This is a genomic window from Streptomyces sp. PKU-EA00015, assembly GCF_013387495.1.
In the GTDB taxonomy this organism is placed as follows: Bacteria; Actinomycetota; Actinomycetes; order Streptomycetales; family Streptomycetaceae; genus Streptomyces.
On the sequence record NZ_JABZEE010000003.1, the window covers coordinates 1 to 21229 of the forward strand.

Here is a 21229-nt window from a genome sequence, read left to right on the forward strand (position 1 = left end):
GGCGCGGCCGCCGGTGCAGCGGCCACGGGAGCGGTGTGCTCCCGCGCCGCCGGGGCGGCGGGCCGTGGGGCCGCGTCACCGGTGTCCCGCGCCGCGCGGTCCCGGCGAGGGGTGCGCGGCGCCTGTTCCGCCGCGGCCCGTACCGGGGACGGCACGGGCGCGGCAGGCCGCAGATGGGGCTCGGGGGCCGGCCGGACAGGTGCCGGATCCGTCGTTGCTCCCCGTGTCCGCTCCGTGCGCACCACCGTGCGGTTCTCCGTCCGTACGTCGTGCTCGTGCCGCACCGTCGCGGCGGGTGCGGCCGGCGGCACGTGCGCCGTCGGGATCAGGGCCGCGGGCTCGTCGGGGTCCGGCGGCCCGTACCGCAGCGCCTCCACGCGCTCGAACGGACCGGGCAGCCGAGGCCGCACCCGGACGGGCGCGCCGGTGGCCGTGCCCACCGGCGTGTACCGGGCCAGCAGCCGGTCGAAGTAGTCAGACATCTGCGCACAGCTCCAGGTAGTAACGACGCCGCAGCGGGCTGAGCGCCAGGATCTCCGGCTCGCTCCACCCGTAGGCGGAGGCGAGGAGATGGACATCGAGCATCAGGTCCCGTGCCCAGGTGTCGAGTTCGGTCCACAGATAGGAGGTGATGTCCAGCTCGGCCGGTGTGGCCTCGCCGCACTCGGGGCAGGCGACGTCGAGCGTCACGTCCGCCGTCGGGTCGGCCTCCGCCGCCTTTTCGGCGATCAGCTTCTCGACGCGCTCCGGCAGCAGCGATGCCAGTTCCTCCGGAGCGACCGGTTCGCCGCCCCGCAGCGCCAGGAGCGTGCAGCCGGTCACCAGCCTGCGGCGCGCCCCGTCCGGGCGGGACGCCGTCGCGGCCGCCGCGAGGTCGGCGACGGTCGGCAGCCGGAACTCGACCACCCACTCGCCGTCCGCCACACGCAGCGGCCCCTCGGGCAGCGCGCTCCGCGCACCCAGCACGCTCGCGTCGAGGTCGAACTCCATCGCCTCGCCGCACGCCCCGCACTCCACACGCACCTGCATGCGCTCGCCGAACAACGCCCGGCGCAGCGCGAACAGATCCGCCTCACGTTCTCCGACCGGCACCGACAGCAGCTCGTCGGTGGTGGCCGCCGGGCGGGCGGCCCGGTGCAGCAGCAGCGATCGCTCCGCTGCCCGCTGCGCCAGGCCGGCCTCCCAGACGGCCAGCAGCTCGGTGGGTCCCACCCCTGTTCCCCGTCGCGCCCGGCGGTCAGGCCGGGTGCGTGAAGGACGGTTCGACGGGCTCCGGCACCTCGTAGTCCCGCTCCCAGCCCTCGCATTCGAGCTTCACGCTCTGGATGGCGACGGCGTTGGCGTTCGCGTCGAGCTCGCCGAGGACCTGGTACTCGCTGACCCACGCCCGGTAGAGCTTGTGCGAGACGGCGACCTGCCCGGCCTCGTTGAGGACCTGGATGATGATGTCCTTGCGGAAGTCCCGCAGCGACACCTCCGAGCCGAGCCCCGCCCCGACCTGCCAGACCTTGTTGGCCCAGCGGTCGAACTCGGGGTCATGGGTGACACCGCGCTCCAGGGTCACTCCCTCGAACTCGGAGCGGCCCGGGGACTTGCGCGGCGAGCTGGGGTCGCCGCCGTGGCGGTGCTTGACCACCTCGGTGGTGCGCTTGAGCGGACTGATCTTGCTGATGCCCGCGACCGTTCGACCGTCCCACAGGACCAGGAACTTGAAATTCTTGTAGGGGTCAAAACGATGGGCGTTTACCTGGAACTCAGCCATCGGTTTCCTTTGTGTTCCTCTTCCTCGGGCCTGCGACTACGACAGGTCGAACTGGCCGGCCATCTGCTGAATCTTGACGATCACGAACTCCGCGGGCTTGACCGGAGCGATTCCGATCACGACATTCACCACGCCGCGCTCGATGTCGGCTTCGGTGGTGGTGTCCTTGTCGCATTTCACGAAGTACGCCTCGCGGGGCGTGCCGCCCTTGAAAGCGCCCTGCCGGAACAGGTCGTTGAGATACGCCGACGCCTTCAGCCGGATCTGCTGCCACAGCTGCTCGTCGTTCGGTTCGAAGACGACCCACTGCAGTCCGCGGTACAGGCTCTCCTCGATGTGGAGCGCGAGCCGGCGCACCGGCACGTACTTCCATTCGCTCGCCAGGGCATCCGCACCCGCCAGCGTCCGCGCGCCCCACACCAGCGGCCCCACGACGGGGTAGGTGCGCAGGCAGTTGACGCCCAGTGGGTTCAGCAGGCCGTTGTCACGGTCCGTGAGCCGCACGGTCAGCGAACGGACCCCGGCCAGGCGCGCCTCGGTGCCCGCCGGCGCCTTCCACACACCGCGCTCGCCGTCCGTGCGGGCGATGACACCCGCGACGGCGCCGGACGGCGGAAAGGCCCGCATCCGGCCCGTGAGCGGGTCGGTGAGCTGCAGATGCGGGAAGTACAGCCCCGCGTGGTCGCTGCGCACGGTGTCGAACGCGCCGATGCCGGCGCGGGCCGCGTCGACGCTGCCCCAGGTGGAGGGCGAGTCGACGAGCAGGAAGATCCGCCGCTCCCGGCACAGCTGCTGCGCCGCGGAGACGACGGTGACCATGTCCTGCGTCGACTCGTAGGCCGCGAGTTCCGGCAGCGCCAGCAGGTTGACGTCGTCGACGTCCCGCAGCGCCTGCAGACCGGTCTTGTCCGCCTCGCTGCCGATCAGGTCGCGCGGTCCGGGGGCGTCGCCGTCCTTGCCGCCCTGGAGTGCGAAGACCGGCGGGTTGACCGAGGCCTCCAGGCCCAGGTCGTTGGCGCATTCGCCGACGAAGCGCACCACGTCGTCCGGGTCGAGGGACCCGGCGACGACCTGGAGCCGGCGTCCGAACGCCGTGACCTCGGCGCCGGCGTAGGCGTGCTTGCCCGGAGCGTCGGGCAGGGCCCGGAGCTTGCGCTCCAGCAGCAGGGCCAGCTCGGTGACGTCGGTGGGCGGCTCGCCGTCGCGGTCGGGCTCGTAGAGCGTGAACTCCCGCTCGACGTCACCGATCTTGACCTTCAGCTCGACGTGGAGGTCCGGCAGGTCGGCGGCGAACGGCTTGGAGACCGTGCCGGAGGGATCGGGCCTGTCCTCGTCGAGCGCCTTCACGCGTACGAGAGAGGATCCGGCGTTCACGACGGTCTCGACGAAGCGGCCGTGCCCGGAGTGCATCGACAGACCGGTGAACGACTCGCGCGCGTCGCCGCGTGCGTCCAGGACGTGCAGGTTGAACGTCTCGTCCGGGGTACGGGTGTCGTGGTCGACGGCCACCCGCAGGCCCGACCCCCACACGCCGGGCTCCTTCGCGTGCACCTCCAGCACCGGGCACTCGCTGCGCCCCTCGGTGGACTCGAGCGTGACGCAGGCCTCCTCGCCGGTGCCGGCCTTGGCCACGCGTACGACGACCGCGACCGTGCCGCCGTTGCCGAAGAACTGGTGCACCGCGTAGCCGACAGCGCTCTGGGCGGTCAGACCGCCGAAGCGGCGCTCGAAGTCCGCGAAACTGGTGATGCGGACCGGTTGGTTGAGCGGACCCCGGCGGGTGTGGCCCACGAACGCGGTCACCGATGTGGTGACCGAGGCGATGGTACGGACACTGCTGGGAAGTTCTTCGATGTATACGCCGGGATAGCCCATGTGCGTCGGCATTCCCCCTCCATTCCCTTTGCGCACCAAGAAATGAGGAGAGGACGTGAAGCAGATGTCCGCGCATGCGGACGCAACGAACGAGCTCTTCACTTTCCCCCGCCACACACCCCGTGCGATATCGGTCTCAGGGGCCATGCGCATGCGCATGCGTCTGTGACCCCTGGTACATGAGTGCCTCTGCGAGTCTCGTTCGTCGCTCAAGTGCCGGTCAAGGGACCGATTCGGTCATCCGCCCGAACGCAACCGTGAATGAAGTGGTGGGTTAATCGGCATGGTCAGGGCCATGTGGGTGACCGGATATGAAGAGTAATTCACAAGGGCTTCACACAATTCCGTCGGCCATGGTCGGAATCCGGCCGATCGAAAAATGCTCCGGCGCGCCGCCTTGTGTCCTTGATGCGTCGGATTGTGTCGGAATTCTGTCCGGTGCGGCGGGGCGTGCCCGCGTGCGCGCCGTCAAAACCGGTCCCCCATGTCGGAATCGTCTTTCCCGGTCTGGCCGCATCACGCCCAACCGTTCCGGCGTGCCGACCGGATCACGCCGCGGAGCGCCGCCGGAAGGGAGCTGCTGCGTACGCGGCCGGAAAGCGGTCAACCCAGGGCGCCGCGCGAGGAGTTCCTTCCCGCCGACGGCTGCCGGCCCGGGCGTTTTCGAGGGACAACGTCACCTCGGACGCGACGGCGTCGTCGGCGCCGTCCCGCGACGACGACGCGGCCCCGCCCGTGAGGGGCGGGGCCGCGGAGTGCCGAACGGTCCGGCGGGACGGTTCAGAAGGACGTGTCAGTAGGCGGAGTCGACGTTGTCGATGGAGCCGTACCTGTCGGCGGCGTAGTTCGCGGCCGCGGTGATGTTGGCCACCGGGTCGGTCAGGTCGTGCGGGGTGCCGTCGACGTGGTAGGCGTCGAAGGTCGGCTGGATGACCTGGAGCAGGCCCTTGGACGGCGTGCCGTTCTGAGCGTTGACGTCCCAGTTGTTCTGGGCGTTCGGGTTGCCGCTGGACTCCCGCATGATGTTGCGGTGCAGGCCCTCGTAGGTGCCGGGGATGCCCTCGGACTTCATGATGTCCAGCGCCTCCTTGATCCAGCCGTCGAGGTTGTCGGCGTAGACCTTCTTGGCCTTCTTCGCCTTCTTCGGGCTGTCCTTCTTCGTCGGCGCGACCTCGGCCGTCGCGACCGTGGCCTTCGACGCGCTCTCCGTGGCCGGAGCGGCCTGCGCCGGCGAGGGAGCCAGGGTCAGCGCCAGTGCTGCGGCGCCCGCCGTGGCCAGGCCGGTGACAGAGAGCTTGCGGAAGCGGGCGGTGCGGCTGGCGGTGGTCTGCGTGGCGGCGGTCATACGGAAGGAACTCTCCAAACGGGGGACGTCATGGGGAGGCCGGTCGTCGATGCGATCGGCGGGCGGCGGAGAAGGTCTCCGCCTCGGGGCCGGAGCGGTCGACCGGGTGGGATTTCACCCGGTCCCGGCGTTGGCTCCCCGGAACGTCAGCCATGGTTAGGGGCGGTTCGAACCGCGCGCAAGAATGTGACCTACTACCCCACTACAGAGCAATGTCGCCAAGAGACGCTTCTGGGCTGTTTGTCCCGCGGGTCGACAGGCGTCGGCTCCACTATCGCCTTTAGGAAGTGACGTGGCTCCTATGCCCGGCATCACAGAAGGGCCGGTGACGCGGGGCAGCTGCGCTACTCGCTGTGAGGGAGGCGTCGCCCGTCGGCGCCGCCGGCCCGGCCCCGGATCAGGCGCGGGCGGACGCGGAGTTCAGCGGGAGCCGTCGACCGGGGCGGCCGGCGCGAGCGCGGGCCGCCGACGGCGGAACGGGAAGGGCCCGGCCGATCCGGCCGGGCCCTTCCGTGTCGTGTACAGGCCTACAGCCCCTGCCACTCCGGCTTCGCCGCGTAGGTGGCCCGGAAGTAGTCGGCGAGCTTCAGGCTGGAGGCCGCGGCCTCGTCGACCACGACCGTCGCGTGCGGGTGGAGCTGCAGGGCGGAGGCGGGGACGAGGGCGGACAGCGGGCCCTCGACCGCGAGCGCCACGGCGTCCGCCTTGGCCTTCCCGGTCGCCAGCAGTACCAGGTGACGGGCCTCCAGGATGGTGCCGATGCCCTGGGTGATGACGTGGTGGGGGACCTGTTCGATGTCGCCGTCGAAGAAGCGGGCGTTGTCGACGCGGGTCTGCTCGGTCAGCGTCTTGATCCGGGTGCGCGAGGCGAGCGAGGAGCAGGGCTCGTTGAAGCCGATGTGGCCGTCCGTGCCGATGCCCAGCAGCTGGAGGTCGACCCCGCCCGCCTCCGCCAGCGCGCGGTCGTACACCAGGCACGCCGCCGCCACGTCGTCGGCGGCTCCGTCGGGGCCCATGAAGGCCGCCTCGCTCAGGCCGAGCGGTTCGACGACCTCGCGCAGGACGACGGACCGGTAGGACTCGGGGTGCCCGGCGGGCAGGCCCACGTACTCGTCGAGCTGGCAGATCCGGGCGCGGGAGGCGTCGACCTCCTTCGCCGCCACCTTGGCCCCGAGGGCTTCGTAGACCGGTAGCGGGGTCGACCCCGTGGCCACGCCGAGGAGGGCGTCGGGCTTGCGTCGCAGCAGGTCGGCCATGGCTTCGGCGATGAGCTCGCCGCCCGCGGCGGAGTCCGGAACGATGACAACTTCCACGAAGATCCCTGTTCTCTGAAGCGCTCAGTGGTGTAGACCAATCTACCCGGCGGAGGGCATCCTGTCTCCTGGAGAGAGCGGTTACGCGCCGGTGATCAGGCGGACCCCGCAGACGTATCCCGGGCGAAACCCGGCGGAAACTCCCCGTGCGACGGCGGTTCTACGCTCGGACGAGATCCTCGTCAGCAGGAGGCCGTCGATGCTCCCGCCCCAGACGTCCCCGTCCCCGCCCCAGGGCCGGCTGCGCCCCGTGTCGGCGGCGGACGTGCGACTGCACCACCTGACGGTGCACGGCTACCGCCGCGCCTACCGCATCGCCGGTCAGGGCCCGGCGCTCCTGCTCATCCACGGCATAGGGGACTCCTCGGCCACCTGGACCGACCTCGTCCCCGCCCTGGCCCGCCGCCACACCGTCATCGCCCCCGACCTCCTCGGTCACGGCGCGTCCGGCAAACCCCGCGCCGACTACTCGGTCGCCGCCTACGCCAACGGCATGCGCGACCTGCTCGGCGTCCTCGGGGTCGACCGGGCGACCCTCGTGGGCCACTCGCTGGGCGGCGGGGTGGCCATGCAGTTCGCCTACCAGTTCCCCGAGCGCACCGAGCGCCTGGTGCTGGTGAGCGCCGGGGGAGTGGGCCGCACGGTCAACCCCGTGCTGCGGGCCGTGTCCCTGCCCGGCGCCGAGGTGCTGCTGGCCGGCCTGCGCCTGCCCGGCATGCGCCACGCGATGCGGCTGTGCACCGAGCTGATGCGCAGACTCGACACCGGCCTGGGGCAGGACGCCCCGGAGCTGCTCGGCCTCGTGGACGCGCTTCCCGACGCCACCGCGCGCAGCGCGTTCATCCGGACGCTGCGGGCCGTCGTCGACTGGCGGGGGCAGGTGGTGACCATGCTCGACCGCTGCTACCTGACCGAGGGGATGCCGGTGATGCTGGTGTGGGGATCACGCGACAGCGTGGTGCCCGTGGACCAGGCCCACACGGCACATGTCGCGATGCCCGGCAGCCGACTCGAGATCTTCGAGGGGGCGGGGCACTTCCCGTTCCACACCGACCCGATGCGCTTCCTGGCCCTCGTCGAGGATTTCGTCGCCACCACCGAGCCCGCCGACTGGGACAGGGAACGCTGGCGTGAGCTGCTGCGGGCCGCGGGCGCCGGTGCCCGGAACTCGCCCGACCCGGCGAACGAGCGCAGCGCGACCTGAGCGCACCGTCAGAACAGCGGCAACTGCCCGGGGAACTCCGGCACGAAGCGGCCGTCCAGCGACGGTTGGAGCGCCGGAGCGACCGGCGCCTGACGCCGCGAACCGGGACAGGAGACCAACTCCGCGCCCGAGCGGGCACCGGAGGGGTCGTGGCGGGCGAACCGTCCCGCCACGACGGCGATCTCGCGGCGGCACTTCGGACACAACCGGCGGGGGGCTGACATGCGCTCCAGTCTGCCAGTCCCCCCTGACACACCCGGCCCACGGACCGGCCGCGCCTCCGCCGCGACGGACGGCAGCGACCCGTGCAACGTCACCTGCTGGTCGGGGCTTCCAGGCGCACATCGTCCGGGCCGGGACCGCCGAAGGTGGTGCGGACCATGTGCGGGGTGGGACGCCGGGCGGTGACGACGTGGAGGTGACGGACCGGCAGGGGCTGGGACATCTGGTCTCCGGACGGGGGGAGAGGGGATCGGGTGACACCGTCGCAGCGGCTGCCGACACGCCGCCGACAGCGCACCGACACGCCGGCGGCCCGTGGGGGAGAGCGCAGGGATGAGTAGTCGTACTCATGCCCCGTGTCCGCCGGAGCCGGACGATGTCGGCGGGACACCGGACGCGCGGCGGCGACAGGGGGACGGCATGGGGAAGCTCTTGGCAGCGGCACTGGCGGCGGCCGCGCTCGCGGGCGCGCTGGCACTGGCGTACGCGGTGGGCGCGCCTCCCGCCGTCGTCCTCGGCACGGCGGCGGGCGTGGTCGGCCTGCTCTGGCTCCTGGTCCTGCTGACCGTGCCTTGGAACCTGTACTTCCGCGCCCACTCCGTGCTGGCCGAGATCGCGATCAGCCGCGGCAAGGGCCTGGAGGTGTCCGGGGAACGGGACGCCGAGGCCGCGCGCATCGCGCGCACGACGCTGCGGGCGGCCGTCGCGGGGCACGTCGTGACCGCGGGCCTGCTGGTGGCGCTGACGGCGGCCACCGGCAACGCGGCCGGCTACTGGTTCGCCGGCTTCTTCCTGGTGAGCACGTTCTTCCGGCCCGCGGGCGCGTACTTCACCCAGCTGCGCCGCCGCCTCGGCGTGCTGCTGAAGGACGTGACCCACCCCCGCGACGACGTCGTGGAGCTGCGCCGGCAGGTCGCGCATCTCCATGCCGGTACGAGGGTGCTGGAGGAGAAGGCCGAGGAGCAGTACCGGACCGTCTCCGAACTGCGGCGCTCCGTCGATGCGTTGGGCATCTCGGTCTTCGCGCGGGCCGACGAGGCCGACCAAAGGATCGCCGCGATGGGGCGCGAGTTCGAGTCCGCCGTCAACCGCCTGACCGACAACGAGGAGATCATCACCGGGCTGAAGGCATTCCTCCGGATGCTCCGCACGCCCGACGCGACGGGAACGTGACCGCTCAGCCCACGGCGACCAGCCGGGTGGACGCGACCACGTTCCCCTCGTAGCCGGTGTCCTTCGCGTACCGGCCGCCGCAGGTGATCGGCCGGATCTCAAAGGCCGCGCCGTCCGCGTGGACCCGCTCGGCCGGAGAGTCCTTGTGCCGACGGGACAGGCCGGGCGGTGCCCGCCGGGGCGTGGCAGGGCGTCAGGCGCGGTCGGCGCCGTCCTCGGCAGCCTCCGGCTCCGGCAGGTCGCGGGCTCCCAGACGCAGATGCTCGATGTGGTAGACCGCCTCGTCCAGGAGCTGGGCGACATGCGTGTCGTACAGGCTGTACTCGATCCGGCGGCCCTGGCGGGTCCCCGTGACCAGACCCAGGGCGCGCAGCAGGCGCAACTGGTGGGAGACCGCCGACTGTTCCATGTCGACCGCGTCCGCGAGCTCGGTGACCCCGCAGGGCCCCTGGCGCAGCCGCGTGAGGATCATCAGCCGCGAGGGGGTGGCCAGGGCCTGGAGAGTGGCGGCGATCGTCGCCGCGGAGTCCGCGTCCAGGTGGGCGGCCGGTGTGATGCCGCTGCTGACTCCGTGTCCCATGCAGCACATCGTAGCCGTGCGCTCAGCCGTACGAATGAAGACCTCTTCATGTGTTCCGCTATGGTGAAGGGCGTCAGCCGAGACGGCTCCGCCCTGCCCGGAGCCCCGAGAAGAGGTGTCCCGATGGTTCCCCCGACCTCGCCGACCACCGCGCCCGCGCCCACGGCACGGCCGGCCGAGCCGCCCGCCGCACCACCGGGCCGGCCGCGTACCCGGCTGTTCGCCCTGGCCGAGGTCCGCTGGGCCGCCCTGTCCGCCGCCGCGTTCCTGTGCGCCCTGCCGCTCGACCTCGCCGGCGCGCCCGCATGGGCCTGGGGACCGCTCTACGCCCTGTGTTACGCGGCCGGCGGCTGGGAGCCCGGCCTCGCGGGCCTTCAGGCCCTGCGCGAGAGGACACTCGACGTCGACCTGCTGATGGTGGTCGCCGCGATCGGCGCGGCAGCCATCGGGCAGTATCTCGACGGCGGTCTCCTCATCGTCATCTTCGCCACCTCCGGCGCGCTGGAGGCCCTCGCGACCCGGCGTACCGCCGACTCCGTCCGCGGACTGCTCGACCTCGCCCCGGCCCGTGCGGCACGCCTCGCGGGCGACCGGTCCGAGGCGTGGGAGACGGTCGACGTCGCCGACCTGCGGGTGGGCGACACCGTCCTCGTACGGCCGGGAGAGCGGCTGCCCGCGGACGGCACGGTCATCGACGGCGCGAGCGAGGTCGACCAGGCCACGATCACCGGCGAACCCCTGCCCGTGGACCGCCGCGCCGGTGACACCGTCTACGCGGGCACCCTGAACGGCACCGGCTCCCTGCGCGTCCGCGTCGACAAGGACGCCGCCCGGTCGGTCATCGCCCGCATCGTCGCCATGGTCGAGGAGGCGAGCGCCACCAAGGCGCCCACCCAGCTCTTCATCGAGAAGATCGAGCAGCGCTACTCGACCGGTGTCGTGGTCGCCACACTCGCCCTGCTCACCGTGCCGCTCGCCTTCGGCGCCGACTTCACGAGCACCCTGCTGCGCGCCATGACCTTCATGATCGTCGCCTCGCCGTGCGCCGTCGTGCTCGCCACCATGCCGCCGCTGCTCTCCGCCATCGCCAACGCCGGACGCCACGGAGTGCTCGTCAAGTCCGCCGTGGCGATGGAGCGTCTGGGCGAGATCGACCGCGCCGCGCTCGACAAGACCGGCACGCTGACGGAGGGTTCACCACGCGTCGCCGAGGTGCGCGTGCTGCCGGGCACGGAAGTCACGCAGGACCGTGCGCTGGCCCTCGCCGCGGCCGCCGAGGTCCACAGCGAGCACCCGCTCGGCCGCGCGATCGTCGCGGCCGCGCGTGAACGCGGGCTGCGGCTGCCGGGGGCGCGGCAGTTCGCGTCGACGCCCGGACGCGGCGTCTCGGCGAGCGTCGACGGCAGCACGGTGCGGGTGGGAAGCCCCGCCGCGCTGCTCGCCGAGGAGTGCGCGGCGGCCGTCGAGGTGGAGGCCGAGGGCCGTACGGCCGTCCTCGTCGAGGCCGCCGGGGTGCCGGTGGCCGTGCTCGCCGTCGACGACCGGCTCCGGTCCGGGGCGCCGCAGGCGGTCGCCGCGCTCGCACGCATCACGGGCCGCACGCCGACGTTGCTGACCGGCGACAACGCCCGCGCGGCCGCGCGGGTGGCCGGCGAGGCGGGCATCGAGGACGTACGGGCCGGCCTGCTGCCCGAGGAGAAGGTCGCCGCCGTGCGCGCGTGGCAGGAGGCGGGGGAGAAGGTGCTGATCGTCGGCGACGGCGTGAACGACGCGCCCGCGCTCGCCGCCGCCCACACCGGAATCGCGATGGGCCGCGCGGGCTCCGACCTGGCCCTTCAGAGCGCGGACGCGGTGGTCGTACGGGACGAACTGGCCACGGTCCCGGCCGTGGTGGCCCTCTCGCGCCGGGCCCGCAGACTGGTGGTGCAGAACCTCGTGATCGCGTCGGTGTGCATCGGCGTGCTGGTGGTGTGGGACCTGGCGGGCCACCTCCCGCTGCCCCTGGGAGTGGCGGGGCACGAGGGCTCGACGGTCCTGGTCGCCCTCAACGGCCTGCGTCTGATGCGGGAGTCGTCCTGGCGCGAGGCGACGGGGGCGTGACACCGCGGGGGCGGCACCCGCGCCGTACGCGGCGGGTCCGGCAGACCCATGGGCCCGGTGCACCGTCCGGGCGGACCACCGGCTCCGGCGTCCCTGACCCGGGGCGGGCGCTCCGCCAACTTGTACGGCGGCCGATTCGTCGGCTCCCGTGCGCGCCGGACAGTCGTCGGCTCCGGCGGCCCGACCGGCATGCGTCGGCTGGGCGGTCCGACGACCGGCGGCCGGGGTGCGTCCGTAGGTGGTCCGGGCCGACGTCCCGGCCAGGCGCGTCGCCGCCATGGTGACACGGGCCGCCGTCCCCGCTTTTCCGGACCCGGGGCCGCGCGCGGCGGCCCGCCACGTGCGGCGGGGTTACTCCGTGCCGGCCCTGGCCGGGCCCGCCGCCCAGTGGGACAGGTCCTCCGGGGTGCGGGGCCCCGTTTCCTCCGGGGCGAGCAGGCCGTGCGACTTCAGCAGCTCCGCCACCGCCGTGCCCCACGGCCTCCGCAGGCGCGCCGCGTCCAGCAGGGCCCGGTCCGCGAGCAGTTCCGCGACGGGACCGGTGCGCAGGCCCGTCGGCGCGAGGACGGCCGCATCGTCCGCCCAGCGCAGGGCCAGATCCACGTCGTGGGTCGCCATGACCACCGTCGTACCGGACGCGCCCAGCGTGCCCAGCACCTCCAGCAGCCGCTCCTGGCCGTGCGGATCGAGCCCCGCCGTCGGCTCGTCCAGAATGAGCACGCGCGGCCGCATCGCCACCGCGCCCGCGATCGCCGCCCGTTTGCGCTGTCCGTACGAGAGAAGATGCGTCGGCCGGTCCCGCAGCGCCACGATGTCCATCGCCGCCAGCGCCTCGTCCACCCGGGCGCGTACCTGCTCCTGCGGCAGTCCGAGGTTCATCGGGCCGAACGACACGTCCTGTTCGACCGACGCCGCGAACAGCTGGTCGTCGGGGTCCTGCACCACCAGCTGCACACTCGTCCGCAGCCGGGTCAGCCCGGCACGGTCGTACCTCACCGGCTCGCCGTCCAGCCGGACGTGGCCCGTCGCCGGGCGCAGCCCGCCGCTCAACAGCCGCAGCAGCGTGGTCTTTCCGCTGCCGTTGCGCCCCAGCAGAGCCGTGGAGCGGCCCTCCTGGAGCGCGAGGCCGACGCCGCTCAGCACGACGGGCCCGTCCTCGTACGCGAAACCGGCGTCGACGAGCTCAACGATCACAGGACGAACCTTTCCAGCAGATGGGTGAGCAGCACGATGCCTGCCAGCAGCGCGGCCACGGCGGCGAGGAAGGGACGCGACACGGACGCACGCGGCACGAGGACCCGCAGCGTGCCGTCGTAACCGCGTCCGGCGAGCCCGGCCTGGAGCCGGCCGGCCCGGTCGAAGGCGCGGACGAACGCGGTCGCCCCCAGCCCTGCCAGCGAACGCCACGCCGCCGCCCGGCTCGTGTGGCCGAGACGGGCCGCCTGCGCCTGGCGGACCCGGCTCATCGCGTCCAGCAGCAGGAAACTGATCCGGTACATCACCAGCGCCACGTCCACCACCGCGGGCGGCACGCCCGCCCGCACCAGCCGGGGCAGGACGTCGGAGACCGGCGTGGTGAACGCGAACAGCAGCACCCCGAGCGATGCCGCCGAGGTCCGCAGCAGCAACGCGGCGGCGTGCTCGGGACCGTCGGGCGCCAACGCCACCGGCCCCGCGGCGCCGCCCACGGCGAACAACAGCGGCAGCGCCCCGGTGACACAGAACCCCAGGGGGATGCGGAAGGCCCGCCACAGCTGCCGGGGCGCGACCCCGGCCGGGCCCAGCAGGACGGCGAGGGAGGCGGCGGCCACGAGAACGGCGCCGGGCCAAGGCGGCAGGCACACGGCCGTCACCGTCAGCCCCAGCCCGAGCACGGCCTTCTCACAGGGATGGCGGCGGCGCCAGCGACTGCTGTGCGCCGCCGCGTCGATCGGCAGCATCGGCGCCTACGGCAGCTTCGCGGCCGGGGCGTCCCCGCTGCCGGGCTCCGCTCCGGGCGCCTCGACGGCGGCCTGTTCCCGGAGGGCGCCCGCACGCGCCGCGGCCCGCTCCTCACCCTGCCTGCGTCCTCTGCGCAGGCCGAAGTAGTACGCCAGTACCCCCGCGCCGAGCGCGGCCTGGAGCGCGAACAGCGCCGACTCGATCTCGGCCGACGGCGGCTCGTACAGCGGGGAGAACCACGGCTCGTAGTCCGGCTCCAGCTCCGTGATCGCCGTCTCCGCCTGCGCGTCGGAGCCGGTGAACGGCTCCTCCCTGTGGTCGCCGAGCCCCAGTACGAGTGGCAGGACGGCCAGCGCCGCCACGGCCAGCAACAGCAGCGTATTGATCCTCGCGTTACGGCTCATCGGACCGCGGCCTCCTTCTTCGCGCCCGGGACGAGGACGCCGAGACGGGCCAGGTCGCCCTTGCTGGACTGGCTGAGCAGGCGCATGACCAGCACGGTGAGCAGCCCCTCGCTCACCGCGAGCGGGATCTGCGTGAGCGCGAAGATGCCGCCGAACTTGGCGAGCGCGCCCGCGATTCCGCTGCTCGGGTCGGGGAAGGCCAACGCGAGCTGCACGCTGGTGACGCAGTACGTCGACAGGTCGGCGATGAACGCGCCGGAGAACACGGCCACCATCAGCGGGACGCCCGACCGCCGCAGCAGCCGGTAGACCCCGTAACCGGCCCAGGGACCGACGATCGCCAGGGAGAACACGTTGGCGCCGAGCGTGGTGAGGCCGCCGTGCGCCAGCAACAGGGCCTGGAACAGCAGGGTGATCGTGCCCAGCACCGCCATGATCGGCGGACGGAACAGGATCGCGCCCAGCCCGGTGCCGGTCGGATGGGAGCAGCTGCCGGTCACCGACGGGATCTTCAGGGCGGACAGCACGAAGGTGAAGGCGCCCGAGGCGCCGAGCAGCAGGGTGGACTCGGGGTGGGCCTTGACCTCGCGCGTCAGGGCTCGTACACCGTGGACGACGAACGGGGCGGCAGCGACGCCCCAGGCGGCGGCGTGCAACGGGGGCAGGTACCCCTCGGCTATATGCATGGTCGGGAGACCCTCTCCAGCACCTCGTGGATGGACAACGCGCCCTGGCCGGTCTCCTGGCTGACGGGTCATGCCGCCCGTGACTCCGCCTTCCCAGGCACCGCGCTCTCCCCGCGGTGGCCCAGTGACTTCCCCTGAGGGGTGGAGCCGGACTTCCCGATCACAGTGGCGAGGGCCGCACCGGTACCGCACCGGTTTCCCGAACACCAAGGCTCCGTGACAGTAGTGCGCCGACCAGCGACATCACAAGCCGCGCACGGGTGCACCGGCCCGCGGCCGGGTGAGCCGTTCGCCACACCCGGCCGCACGCACCCCTCCCGTCACTCCTTGCGGTACCCGTACGCCTCCGAGGCCGCCGCCTCCACCGCGTCCAGGTCGCCCCCGGCCGACGCGGTCACCACCGCGGCCACCGCGCCCTCCACGAACGGGGCGTCCACGAGCCGGGTGCCGTCGGGGAGTTCGTCGCCCTCGGCGAGAAGGGCCTTCACCGTGAGCACGGCGCTGCCCAGATCGACCAGAACGGCCACGCCCGCGCCGCGGTCCACCTCCGCCGCCGCGGCACAGACCAGCTCCGAGCTGGTGCCGAGACCGCCGTCCGGCGTGCCGCCCGCCGCGGCGACCGGCGCGAGCTCCCCGCCGCCCGCGAGCCCCCGCGCCAGTGCGGCGACCGAGCGCGCCACGTCCGCGCTGTGCGACACCAGCACGATCCCGACCCGCTGAGCGGTGTCGCTCATACGGCCGCCTCCGCCGTCTCTGCGAGCGCGGCCACCAGCAGCGCCGACGACGTCGCCCCCGGGTCCTGGTGCCCGATGCTGCGCTCGCCGAGATAGCTGGCCCTGCCCTTGCGCGCCTGCAACGGCACCGTCGCCAGCGCCCCCTGCTCGGCCGCCTCCCGGGCCGCGGCGAACGACTCCGTGCTGTCACCGAGCGCCGCCACCGCGGGCTCCAGGGCGTCCAGCATCGTCTTGTCGCCCGCCTTCGCCCCGCCCAGCTGCGCCACGGCCGCGACGCCCGCCCGCAGCGCCTCGGCCAGCTGCCCCGCGCTCACCTCGGCGTCGTCGCCGAGGGCCTTGCCGGCACGGCGCAGCAGCGTCCCGTACAGCGGCCCGGAGGCCCCACCGACCGTCGAGATCAACTGCCGTCCCGCCAGGACCAGTACCGCTCCGGGCGCGGCCGGCGGCTCCTTGTCCAGCGCCGCGACGACGGCCGCGAACCCGCGCTGGAGATTGGTGCCGTGATCGGCGTCACCGATCGCGGAATCCAGCTCGGTCAGACGGTCGGCCTCACGGTTCACGGCCGCGGCGGCGGTCGTGAGCCAGCGGCGGAAGAATGCGGCGTCGAGCACGAGAACTCCTCGGTTCGGATGATCGGTGCGGCAGGGGGCGGGGCGAGGCTCAGCGTCCCCACCGCAGGGCGGGCGTCTGCACCGGCGCGTCCCACAACCGCAGCAGCTCCTCGTCCACCTGGCACAGCGTCACCGAGCAGCCGGCCATGTCGAGCGAGGTCACATAGTTGCCGACGAGCGTGCGGGCCACCGCCACGTCGCGCTCGGTGAGCACCCGCTGCACCTCGGCGTTGAACCCGTACAGCTCCAGCAGGGGGGTGCCGCCCATCCCGTTGACGAGGGCGATGACCGGGCCGGTGGGGCGCAGGTCGTCGAGGACCGCTCCCACGGCGAAGTCCGCGATCTCCCGCGCGGTCATCATCGCCCTCCGCTCCCGGCCCGGCTCGCCGTGGATGCCGACGCCCAACTCCAGCTCCCCCGGGGGCAGATCGAAGGTGGGACCGCCCTTGGCGGGAGTGCTGCAGGCGCTGAGCGCGACGCCGAAACTGCGGGAGGACGCGTTCACCTGGCGGGCGAGGGACTCGACCCGCTCCAGCGGGGCGCCCTCCTCGGCGGCGGCGCCCGCGATCTTCTCCACGAACAGGGTCGCACCGGTGCCGCGACGGCCCGCCGTGTACAGGCTGTCCGTCACGGCGACGTCGTCGTCGACCAGCACGGTGGCGATCCGCACGCCCTCGTCCTCGGCGAGCTCCGCGGCCATCTGGAAGTTGAGCACGTCGCCGGTGTAGTTCTTCACGACGAACAGCACCCCCGCACCGCTCTCGACAGCGGCGGCGGCCCTCACGACCTGGTCCGGCACGGGACTGGTGAACACCTCGCCCGGACAGGCTCCGTCCAGCATCCCGGGGCCGACGAACCCGCCGTGCAGCGGCTCGTGCCCCGACCCGCCCCCGGAGACGAGGGCGACCTTGCCGGCGACCGGTGCGTCCCGCCGGACGATGACGCGGTTGTCCACGTCGACATTGAGGTCGGGATACGCGGCGGCCATCCCGCGCAGCGCATCGGCGACGACGGTCTCCGGGACGTTGATGAGCATTCTCAACGGTTCCTCCTGGGGGAGTTCCAGCTAGGGCCTTGAGCAGGGTCTTACCTGGTCAGCAGGTCGATGGGCAGGCGGTGGTGGCTCTTGGCGGCCGGTGGCGACGTCCGTCGGTGTCCGGCGGGGCTGCTGACTCGATGCCGGCTTTCCTGATTGCCCGTCAGGCACGTTTCTGTCCTGTTGTCGCCGTTGATGGCTGCCGCACCCAGTATCGAAGAGACGCGCAGGAAGACGAAACGACGCGTCGATCGCCGACCGCCGTATCCGGGCCGTTCCCCTGGATGCGCAGCTCCATCCGACCGCACATGCGCCGCATCGGCAGACAAAGGGTTTGATCCGCTTCCTCCCGGCCAGGACTGTTGCCGTCCGCGCGCCGGATTCCGGCCAATCGCGGGCGGTGGGGGACTTGGTGGCGGGCGGAGGGCAAGGCGAGTGGTTAGGATCACGGCATGGTCACGGCTCGGTCGACTTCCCGCATGCCGCGGGCCCGCTCCTCTGCGGGTCCGCTGCGCTTGCTGTGGGTGGCGATCACGCTCTTCGCCTTCGTGTACGCGCACGGCGTGAGCATGGACGGGATCACCGGTCACCTCCACAGGGCGGCTGTGTCCGCATCGACCGGCATCGACCGGCATGCGGCTCCCCACGGACCGATGGACCATCACGGGGGCCGACACGGCCCCTCGCACGCGGCTCAGGACTGTGTGCCGGGCCAGCCCGAGCAGACGCCCGTTCCGGCAGCTCCGCGTGCTTGCGCGCTGATGGAGCAAGGGACGCCCGTTCTGGGCCGCCCTGCCTCGGGTGGCTTCGGTGACGCCCCCTCGGCCCGACCTCTGCCCAGTACGGCGATAAGAGCCACAGTTCTTCAGATCTAGGATCCACGCGGCTTTCCGTCGCCCCCGTGACGCCCTCTCATCCGTGTTCCTGAGGCGTGACGAGGCCGGCCATTGCCGTGAGCGGCACCGGCTCCCGAGACCGCCGGTGCGACCGACCTCTGCGGCGATGTCCTGAACCTGCCCCATTCCTGCCCACCGTCCGACGCGCCCCTGGCGTCCGACGGCCGCCTGCGGAGGAACCGTGCGTTCGCCATTCCGTATCCCGTCACACCCGCATGCCGTCCACCGCCGACCGCAGCTGCTGGTCCTGCTTCTGAGCATGCTGCTGCTGACCGCGCTCGACTGTGCTCGACCGGCGCATGCGGCTGGTCACGATCACAGCGCAGCCTCCGTGGCATCGGCTGCTGCGCGGGCCTTCTCGGCGCAATCACCGCCGCCGCGTGCCGTGACGCCGGGTGATTCGTCCTGCTCGTCCTCCGGTTCCGGGCCCCAGGGGGTAGCCCGCCCGCAATCACGCATCCAGCCGACCGACATCACGAAGCCGGCGGCTTTGGCGACGGTGAGGCGGGCCGCGGCGCACCACGAGGCGCCCCGGCCTGCGCCGTCGGGCACCGAAAGAGCTGTCCCAGGGCGCTCGACTCTGTGCGCCTTGTGCCAGTGGCGGACATAGGCCACGTCCTCAACCGCAACGCGCGCGCCCGTGGGGGCCGACGAACGCCCCCGGGCCCGCGTGATGCGCGACAGCCAGGCCGCCACACACACTTCATGAAAGGCGAGAGCCATCTCATGCACTCTTCCGATACGACACACCTGACCAGGCCCGGCCGCGCCGCCCTCTCCGGCCTGGTCGGCAACACACCGTTGCTCCGCGTAGGTGAACCCTTCGCCCACGAAGGACGGGGATTCTGGGCGAAGCTGGAAGGCTTCAATCCCGGTGGCATCAAGGACCGGCCGGGTCTGCACATGGTCGAACGCGCCCGCGCCCGCCGCGAATTGAAGGCCGGCGCACGCATCATCGAGTCCACCAGCGGGACCTTGGGACTGGGGCTCGCCCTCGCCGGAATGGTGTACGGCCATCCGGTCACCCTGGTCACCGACCCGGGCCTGGAGATGTCGATGACCCGCCTGCTCACCGCCTACGGCGCCCAGGTCAACGTCGTCTCCGAGCCGCACCCGACCGGCGGCTGGCAGCAGGCCCGACGCGACCGCGTCGCCCGGCTCATGCTGCAGCACCCCGATTCCTGGTGCCCGGACCAGTACAACAACCCCGACAACACCGCCGCCTACACCCCGCTGGCCCTGGAGCTCGCCACAGAGCTCGGACACATCGACGTACTGGTGTGCAGCGTCGGCACCGGGGGACACTCGGCGGGCGTCTCCCGTGTCCTGCAGCAGCTCTACCCGGAGCTGAAGCTCGTGGGCGTGGACACCATCGGATCCACGATCTTCGGCCAGCCGGCTCGGCCCCGGCTCATGCGGGGGCTCGGCTCCAGCATCTATCCGCGCAACGTCGCCTACGACAACTTCACCGAGGTGCACTGGGTCGCCCCGGCCGAAGCGGTGTGGGCCTGCCGGCGACTCGCCGCGTCCCACTACGCCACCGGCGGATGGAGCGTCGGCGCCGTCGCTCTGGTCGCCGGATGGCTCGCCCGGTCCCTGCCCGCCGACGCCCGGATCGCCGCGATCTTCCCCGACGGGCCGCAACGGTATCTCGGCACGGTGTACGACGACGACTACTGCGCTGCCCACGGTCTTCTCGACTCCCCGCCGGCGCAGGAACCAGAGGTGATCGGGCGCCTCGACGAGAAGGAGGTGACGAGGTGGACCCGCTGCACCGCAGTGGTCGACCCCCTCGCGCTGGTTCAGGACGACGTCACGGGCGAGAAGCCTGAAAGCATCGACGCCGAGGGGGACCGGTGAAGGGCACCGTCGCGCAGGTCCGAACGTACGACCGCAGCGTCCAGTTGTTGATGGTGAACCAGTTCACCATCAACCTCGGTTTCTACATGCTGATGCCCTACCTCGCCGCTCACCTGGCAGGACCGCTCGGCCTGGCAGGCTGGCTGGTCGGGCTGATCCTCGGGGTGCGCAACTTCAGTCAGCAGGGCATGTTCCTGGTCGGCGGCACCATGGCGGACCGCTTCGGGTACAAGCCGATGATCATCGCCGGACTCGCCCTGCGCATCGTCGGGTTCGCGACCCTCGGGCTGGTCGACAGCGTTCCCGCACTGATCGCGGCGTCCGCCGCGACCGGTCTCGCGGGAGCCCTGTTCAACCCGGCCTCCCGCGCCTACCTCGCCGCGGACGCGGGAGAACGCCGGGTCGAGGCGTTCGCGCTCTTCAACGTCTTCTACCAGGCGGGCATCCTCCTCGGCCCACTGGTCGGCATGGTGCTGACGGGCATCGACTTCCGCGTCACGTGCCTCACCGCGGCGGCTGTCTTCGCCGTCCTGGCCATGGTGCAGGTGCGCGCCTTGCCCGCACGCCGGGCTGAGGGTGGGACCGGCACCGAGGAACGGCGGGAGAGTGTTCTGGCCCAGTGGCGGAGCATCATCGCCAACCGGCCCTTCCTGCTGTTCTCCCTCGCCATGGTCGGCTCGTACGTGATGACCTTCCAGGTCTATCTCGCCCTGCCGTTGGAGGTGCGTCGCCTTGGAGGTGAGGGCGAGTTCGGCACGGCGGCAGTCGCGGCGCTGTTCGCGGTCTCGGGGCTCAGCACCATCGTCGGCCAGACGAGGGTGACCGCCTGGTGCAAGGCCCGGCTGGAACCGGCGCATGCGCTCACGTGGGGCCTGCTGGCCATGGGAGTTGCCTTCGTGCCCCTGCTGGTGGCGACGGCTGTACCCGTACCGGACGAGGGCCTCGGGCTGTGGCTGATGGCGGCGGTGCCTCCCGCCCTGTCGGCCCTGCTGCTGGCCCTCGGCACGATGATCGCGTACCCCTTCGAGATGGACACCATCGTCCGCCTCTGCGGGAACCGCCTCGTCGCAACCCACTACGGGCTCTACAACACCGTCTGCGGTGTAGGCATCACCATCGGGAACCTCCTCACAGGAGCTGCTCTGGACGCGGCCCGTACCGCCGGCCTGCCCGCCCTGCCTTGGGCTGCGCTGTTCATGCTCGGCCTGGGGTGTGCCGCGGCGGTGTACGGGATGCACCGCACCGGTCGACTGGCTCCGCCTGCCCCCACAGGCCGGCGTGAACCGGCGGTGGCGTAACGGTGGTGTCTGCCTGAGGCCTCCGCCCCCACCGACGGCTTCGGCGCCGCGTTCATCGCCGCCGCAGCGATCGCAGCGATCGGGGGTCTCGTCACCTGCTCGTGATGCGCAGTGACAAGTCGGCCGCGGCTGCCGCCCAGGCCGCCCCTGCCGCGCACGGTGAGCAGGTCGGCGCATAGCCGATGGGCT

22 protein-coding genes, 1 pseudogene and 1 riboswitch are annotated in these 21229 nt (G+C 72.3%); of the genes and pseudogenes, 5 read left to right on the top strand and 18 right to left on the bottom strand.

Annotation, left to right across the window (positions count from 1 at the left end; translation table 11 throughout):
* The 6 genes and pseudogenes from HW130_RS03380 to nagB all read right to left on the bottom strand — a co-directional run.
* Positions 1–482, bottom strand: a pseudogene (locus tag HW130_RS03380) (hypothetical protein); the annotation flags it as partial.
* On the bottom strand, positions 475–1212 hold the full coding sequence (locus tag HW130_RS03385) for a hypothetical protein (protein WP_177147870.1): 738 nt from the start codon (positions 1210–1212) through the stop codon (positions 475–477). The gene HW130_RS03385 and the pseudogene HW130_RS03380, both read right to left, overlap by 8 nt.
* 25 nt (positions 1213–1237) lie before the next feature.
* The gene (locus HW130_RS03390; protein WP_159694533.1) at positions 1238–1762 is read right to left on the bottom strand and encodes a phage tail protein; all 525 of its coding nucleotides are present in this window, start codon (positions 1760–1762) and stop codon (positions 1238–1240) included.
* A 36-nt stretch (positions 1763–1798) separates the two neighbouring features.
* Positions 1799–3649 (bottom strand): phage tail sheath C-terminal domain-containing protein, encoded by a 1851-nt coding sequence (locus HW130_RS03395; RefSeq protein WP_177147871.1) that lies wholly within the window; start codon positions 3647–3649, stop codon positions 1799–1801.
* A 781-nt stretch (positions 3650–4430) separates the two neighbouring features.
* Positions 4431–4982, bottom strand: a complete 552-nt coding sequence (locus HW130_RS03400) for a transglycosylase SLT domain-containing protein (protein WP_177147872.1) — start codon at positions 4980–4982, stop codon at positions 4431–4433.
* 527 nt (positions 4983–5509) lie between these two features.
* On the bottom strand, positions 5510–6295 hold the full coding sequence (gene nagB, locus HW130_RS03405) for a glucosamine-6-phosphate deaminase (protein WP_177147873.1): 786 nt from the start codon (positions 6293–6295) through the stop codon (positions 5510–5512).
* A gap of 199 nt (positions 6296–6494) precedes the next feature.
* On the opposite strand from nagB, the gene HW130_RS03410 reads away from it, so the two are divergent.
* On the top strand, positions 6495–7499 hold the full coding sequence (locus HW130_RS03410; protein ID WP_177147874.1) for an alpha/beta fold hydrolase: 1005 nt from the start codon (positions 6495–6497) through the stop codon (positions 7497–7499).
* 8 nt (positions 7500–7507) lie between these two features.
* Here the strand turns inward: HW130_RS03410 and HW130_RS03415 are convergent, their stop codons facing one another.
* Entirely contained in the window at positions 7508–7723 is a 216-nt protein-coding gene (locus HW130_RS03415; protein WP_177147875.1) for a hypothetical protein, read from the bottom strand.
* An 89-nt stretch (positions 7724–7812) separates the two neighbouring features.
* Positions 7813–7944, bottom strand: coding sequence for a hypothetical protein (locus tag HW130_RS35605; protein WP_256355824.1), 132 nt, complete (start codon positions 7942–7944; stop codon positions 7813–7815).
* A 197-nt stretch (positions 7945–8141) separates the two neighbouring features.
* Here HW130_RS35605 and HW130_RS03420 point away from each other — a divergent pair, with 197 nt between their 5' ends.
* Complete coding sequence (locus HW130_RS03420) at positions 8142–8894, top strand: hypothetical protein (protein WP_177147876.1); 753 nt, start codon at positions 8142–8144, stop codon at positions 8892–8894.
* Positions 8895–9087: 193 nt separating this feature from the next.
* Here HW130_RS03420 and HW130_RS03425 read toward each other — a convergent pair whose 3' ends face one another.
* On the bottom strand, positions 9088–9474 hold the full coding sequence (locus tag HW130_RS03425) for a metalloregulator ArsR/SmtB family transcription factor (RefSeq protein ID WP_177147877.1): 387 nt from the start codon (positions 9472–9474) through the stop codon (positions 9088–9090).
* A gap of 123 nt (positions 9475–9597) precedes the next feature.
* Here HW130_RS03425 and HW130_RS03430 point away from each other — a divergent pair, with 123 nt between their 5' ends.
* Positions 9598–11574 (top strand): heavy metal translocating P-type ATPase, encoded by a 1977-nt coding sequence (locus HW130_RS03430; protein WP_177147878.1) that lies wholly within the window; start codon positions 9598–9600, stop codon positions 11572–11574.
* A gap of 351 nt (positions 11575–11925) precedes the next feature.
* On the opposite strand, the gene HW130_RS03435 is transcribed toward HW130_RS03430, so the two are convergent.
* From HW130_RS03435 to HW130_RS03475, 9 genes are all read right to left on the bottom strand, one after another.
* Entirely contained in the window at positions 11926–12768 is an 843-nt protein-coding gene (locus tag HW130_RS03435; protein WP_177147879.1) for an ATP-binding cassette domain-containing protein, read from the bottom strand.
* Positions 12765–13514: a cobalt ECF transporter T component CbiQ gene (cbiQ, locus tag HW130_RS03440; RefSeq protein WP_177147880.1), complete on the bottom strand. Its 750-nt coding sequence runs from the start codon at positions 13512–13514 to the stop codon at positions 12765–12767. The genes HW130_RS03435 and cbiQ overlap by 4 nt, the downstream gene beginning before the upstream one ends.
* Positions 13515–13520: 6 nt before the next feature.
* On the bottom strand, positions 13521–13919 hold the full coding sequence (locus tag HW130_RS03445; RefSeq protein ID WP_177147881.1) for an energy-coupling factor ABC transporter substrate-binding protein: 399 nt from the start codon (positions 13917–13919) through the stop codon (positions 13521–13523).
* Entirely contained in the window at positions 13916–14605 is a 690-nt protein-coding gene (locus tag HW130_RS03450; RefSeq protein WP_177147882.1) for an energy-coupling factor ABC transporter permease, read from the bottom strand. The genes HW130_RS03445 and HW130_RS03450 overlap by 4 nt, the downstream gene beginning before the upstream one ends.
* Before the next feature lie 28 nt (positions 14606–14633).
* A riboswitch (cobalamin riboswitch) is annotated at positions 14634–14831 on the bottom strand.
* Between the two features lie 94 nt (positions 14832–14925).
* Positions 14926–15339 (bottom strand): PTS-dependent dihydroxyacetone kinase phosphotransferase subunit DhaM, encoded by a 414-nt coding sequence (locus tag HW130_RS03455; RefSeq protein WP_177147883.1) that lies wholly within the window; start codon positions 15337–15339, stop codon positions 14926–14928.
* On the bottom strand, positions 15336–15950 hold the full coding sequence (gene dhaL, locus HW130_RS03460; protein WP_177147884.1) for a dihydroxyacetone kinase subunit DhaL: 615 nt from the start codon (positions 15948–15950) through the stop codon (positions 15336–15338). Before dhaL ends, HW130_RS03455 begins: the two co-directional genes overlap by 4 nt.
* A gap of 49 nt (positions 15951–15999) precedes the next feature.
* Positions 16000–16992: a dihydroxyacetone kinase subunit DhaK gene (dhaK, locus tag HW130_RS03465; RefSeq protein WP_177147885.1), complete on the bottom strand. Its 993-nt coding sequence runs from the start codon at positions 16990–16992 to the stop codon at positions 16000–16002.
* A 439-nt stretch (positions 16993–17431) separates the two neighbouring features.
* Entirely contained in the window at positions 17432–17569 is a 138-nt protein-coding gene (locus HW130_RS03470) for a hypothetical protein (RefSeq protein WP_177147886.1), read from the bottom strand.
* 628 nt (positions 17570–18197) lie between these two features.
* Positions 18198–18605 (bottom strand): hypothetical protein, encoded by a 408-nt coding sequence (locus HW130_RS03475; protein ID WP_177147887.1) that lies wholly within the window; start codon positions 18603–18605, stop codon positions 18198–18200.
* A gap of 3 nt (positions 18606–18608) precedes the next feature.
* On the opposite strand from HW130_RS03475, the gene HW130_RS03480 reads away from it, so the two are divergent.
* A complete protein-coding gene (locus tag HW130_RS03480) occupies positions 18609–19742 on the top strand; it encodes a PLP-dependent cysteine synthase family protein (RefSeq protein WP_177147888.1) in 1134 nt (377 codons plus the stop codon).
* Positions 19739–21040 carry an MFS transporter gene (locus HW130_RS03485; RefSeq protein ID WP_177147889.1) on the top strand — a complete coding sequence of 434 codons (1302 nt, stop codon included), beginning with the start codon at positions 19739–19741 and terminating at the stop codon, positions 21038–21040. Before HW130_RS03480 ends, HW130_RS03485 begins: the two co-directional genes overlap by 4 nt.
* Positions 21041–21229 lie beyond the last annotated feature (189 nt).

Bases quoted from the DNA above. Each gene is read 5' to 3' on its own strand.
- HW130_RS03390 (WP_159694533.1), bottom strand. From the start codon at position 1,762: ATGGCTGAGTTCCAGGTAAACGCCCATCGTTTTGACCCCTACAAGAAT.
- HW130_RS03395 (WP_177147871.1), bottom strand. From the start codon at position 3,649: ATGCCGACGCACATGGGCTATCCCGGCGTATACATCGAAGAACTTCCC.
- HW130_RS03400 (WP_177147872.1), bottom strand. From the start codon at position 4,982: ATGACCGCCGCCACGCAGACCACCGCCAGCCGCACCGCCCGCTTCCGC.
- HW130_RS03410 (WP_177147874.1), top strand. From the start codon at position 6,495: ATGCTCCCGCCCCAGACGTCCCCGTCCCCGCCCCAGGGCCGGCTGCGC.
- HW130_RS03415 (WP_177147875.1), bottom strand. From the start codon at position 7,723: ATGTCAGCCCCCCGCCGGTTGTGTCCGAAGTGCCGCCGCGAGATCGCC.
- HW130_RS35605 (WP_256355824.1), bottom strand. From the start codon at position 7,944: ATGTCCCAGCCCCTGCCGGTCCGTCACCTCCACGTCGTCACCGCCCGG.
- HW130_RS03420 (WP_177147876.1), top strand. From the start codon at position 8,142: ATGGGGAAGCTCTTGGCAGCGGCACTGGCGGCGGCCGCGCTCGCGGGC.
- HW130_RS03425 (WP_177147877.1), bottom strand. From the start codon at position 9,474: ATGGGACACGGAGTCAGCAGCGGCATCACACCGGCCGCCCACCTGGAC.
- HW130_RS03430 (WP_177147878.1), top strand. From the start codon at position 9,598: ATGGTTCCCCCGACCTCGCCGACCACCGCGCCCGCGCCCACGGCACGG.
- cbiQ (WP_177147880.1), bottom strand. From the start codon at position 13,514: ATGCTGCCGATCGACGCGGCGGCGCACAGCAGTCGCTGGCGCCGCCGC.
- HW130_RS03445 (WP_177147881.1), bottom strand. From the start codon at position 13,919: ATGAGCCGTAACGCGAGGATCAATACGCTGCTGTTGCTGGCCGTGGCG.
- HW130_RS03450 (WP_177147882.1), bottom strand. From the start codon at position 14,605: ATGCATATAGCCGAGGGGTACCTGCCCCCGTTGCACGCCGCCGCCTGG.
- HW130_RS03455 (WP_177147883.1), bottom strand. From the start codon at position 15,339: ATGAGCGACACCGCTCAGCGGGTCGGGATCGTGCTGGTGTCGCACAGC.
- HW130_RS03475 (WP_177147887.1), bottom strand. From the start codon at position 18,605: ATGGCTCTCGCCTTTCATGAAGTGTGTGTGGCGGCCTGGCTGTCGCGC.
- HW130_RS03480 (WP_177147888.1), top strand. From the start codon at position 18,609: ATGCACTCTTCCGATACGACACACCTGACCAGGCCCGGCCGCGCCGCC.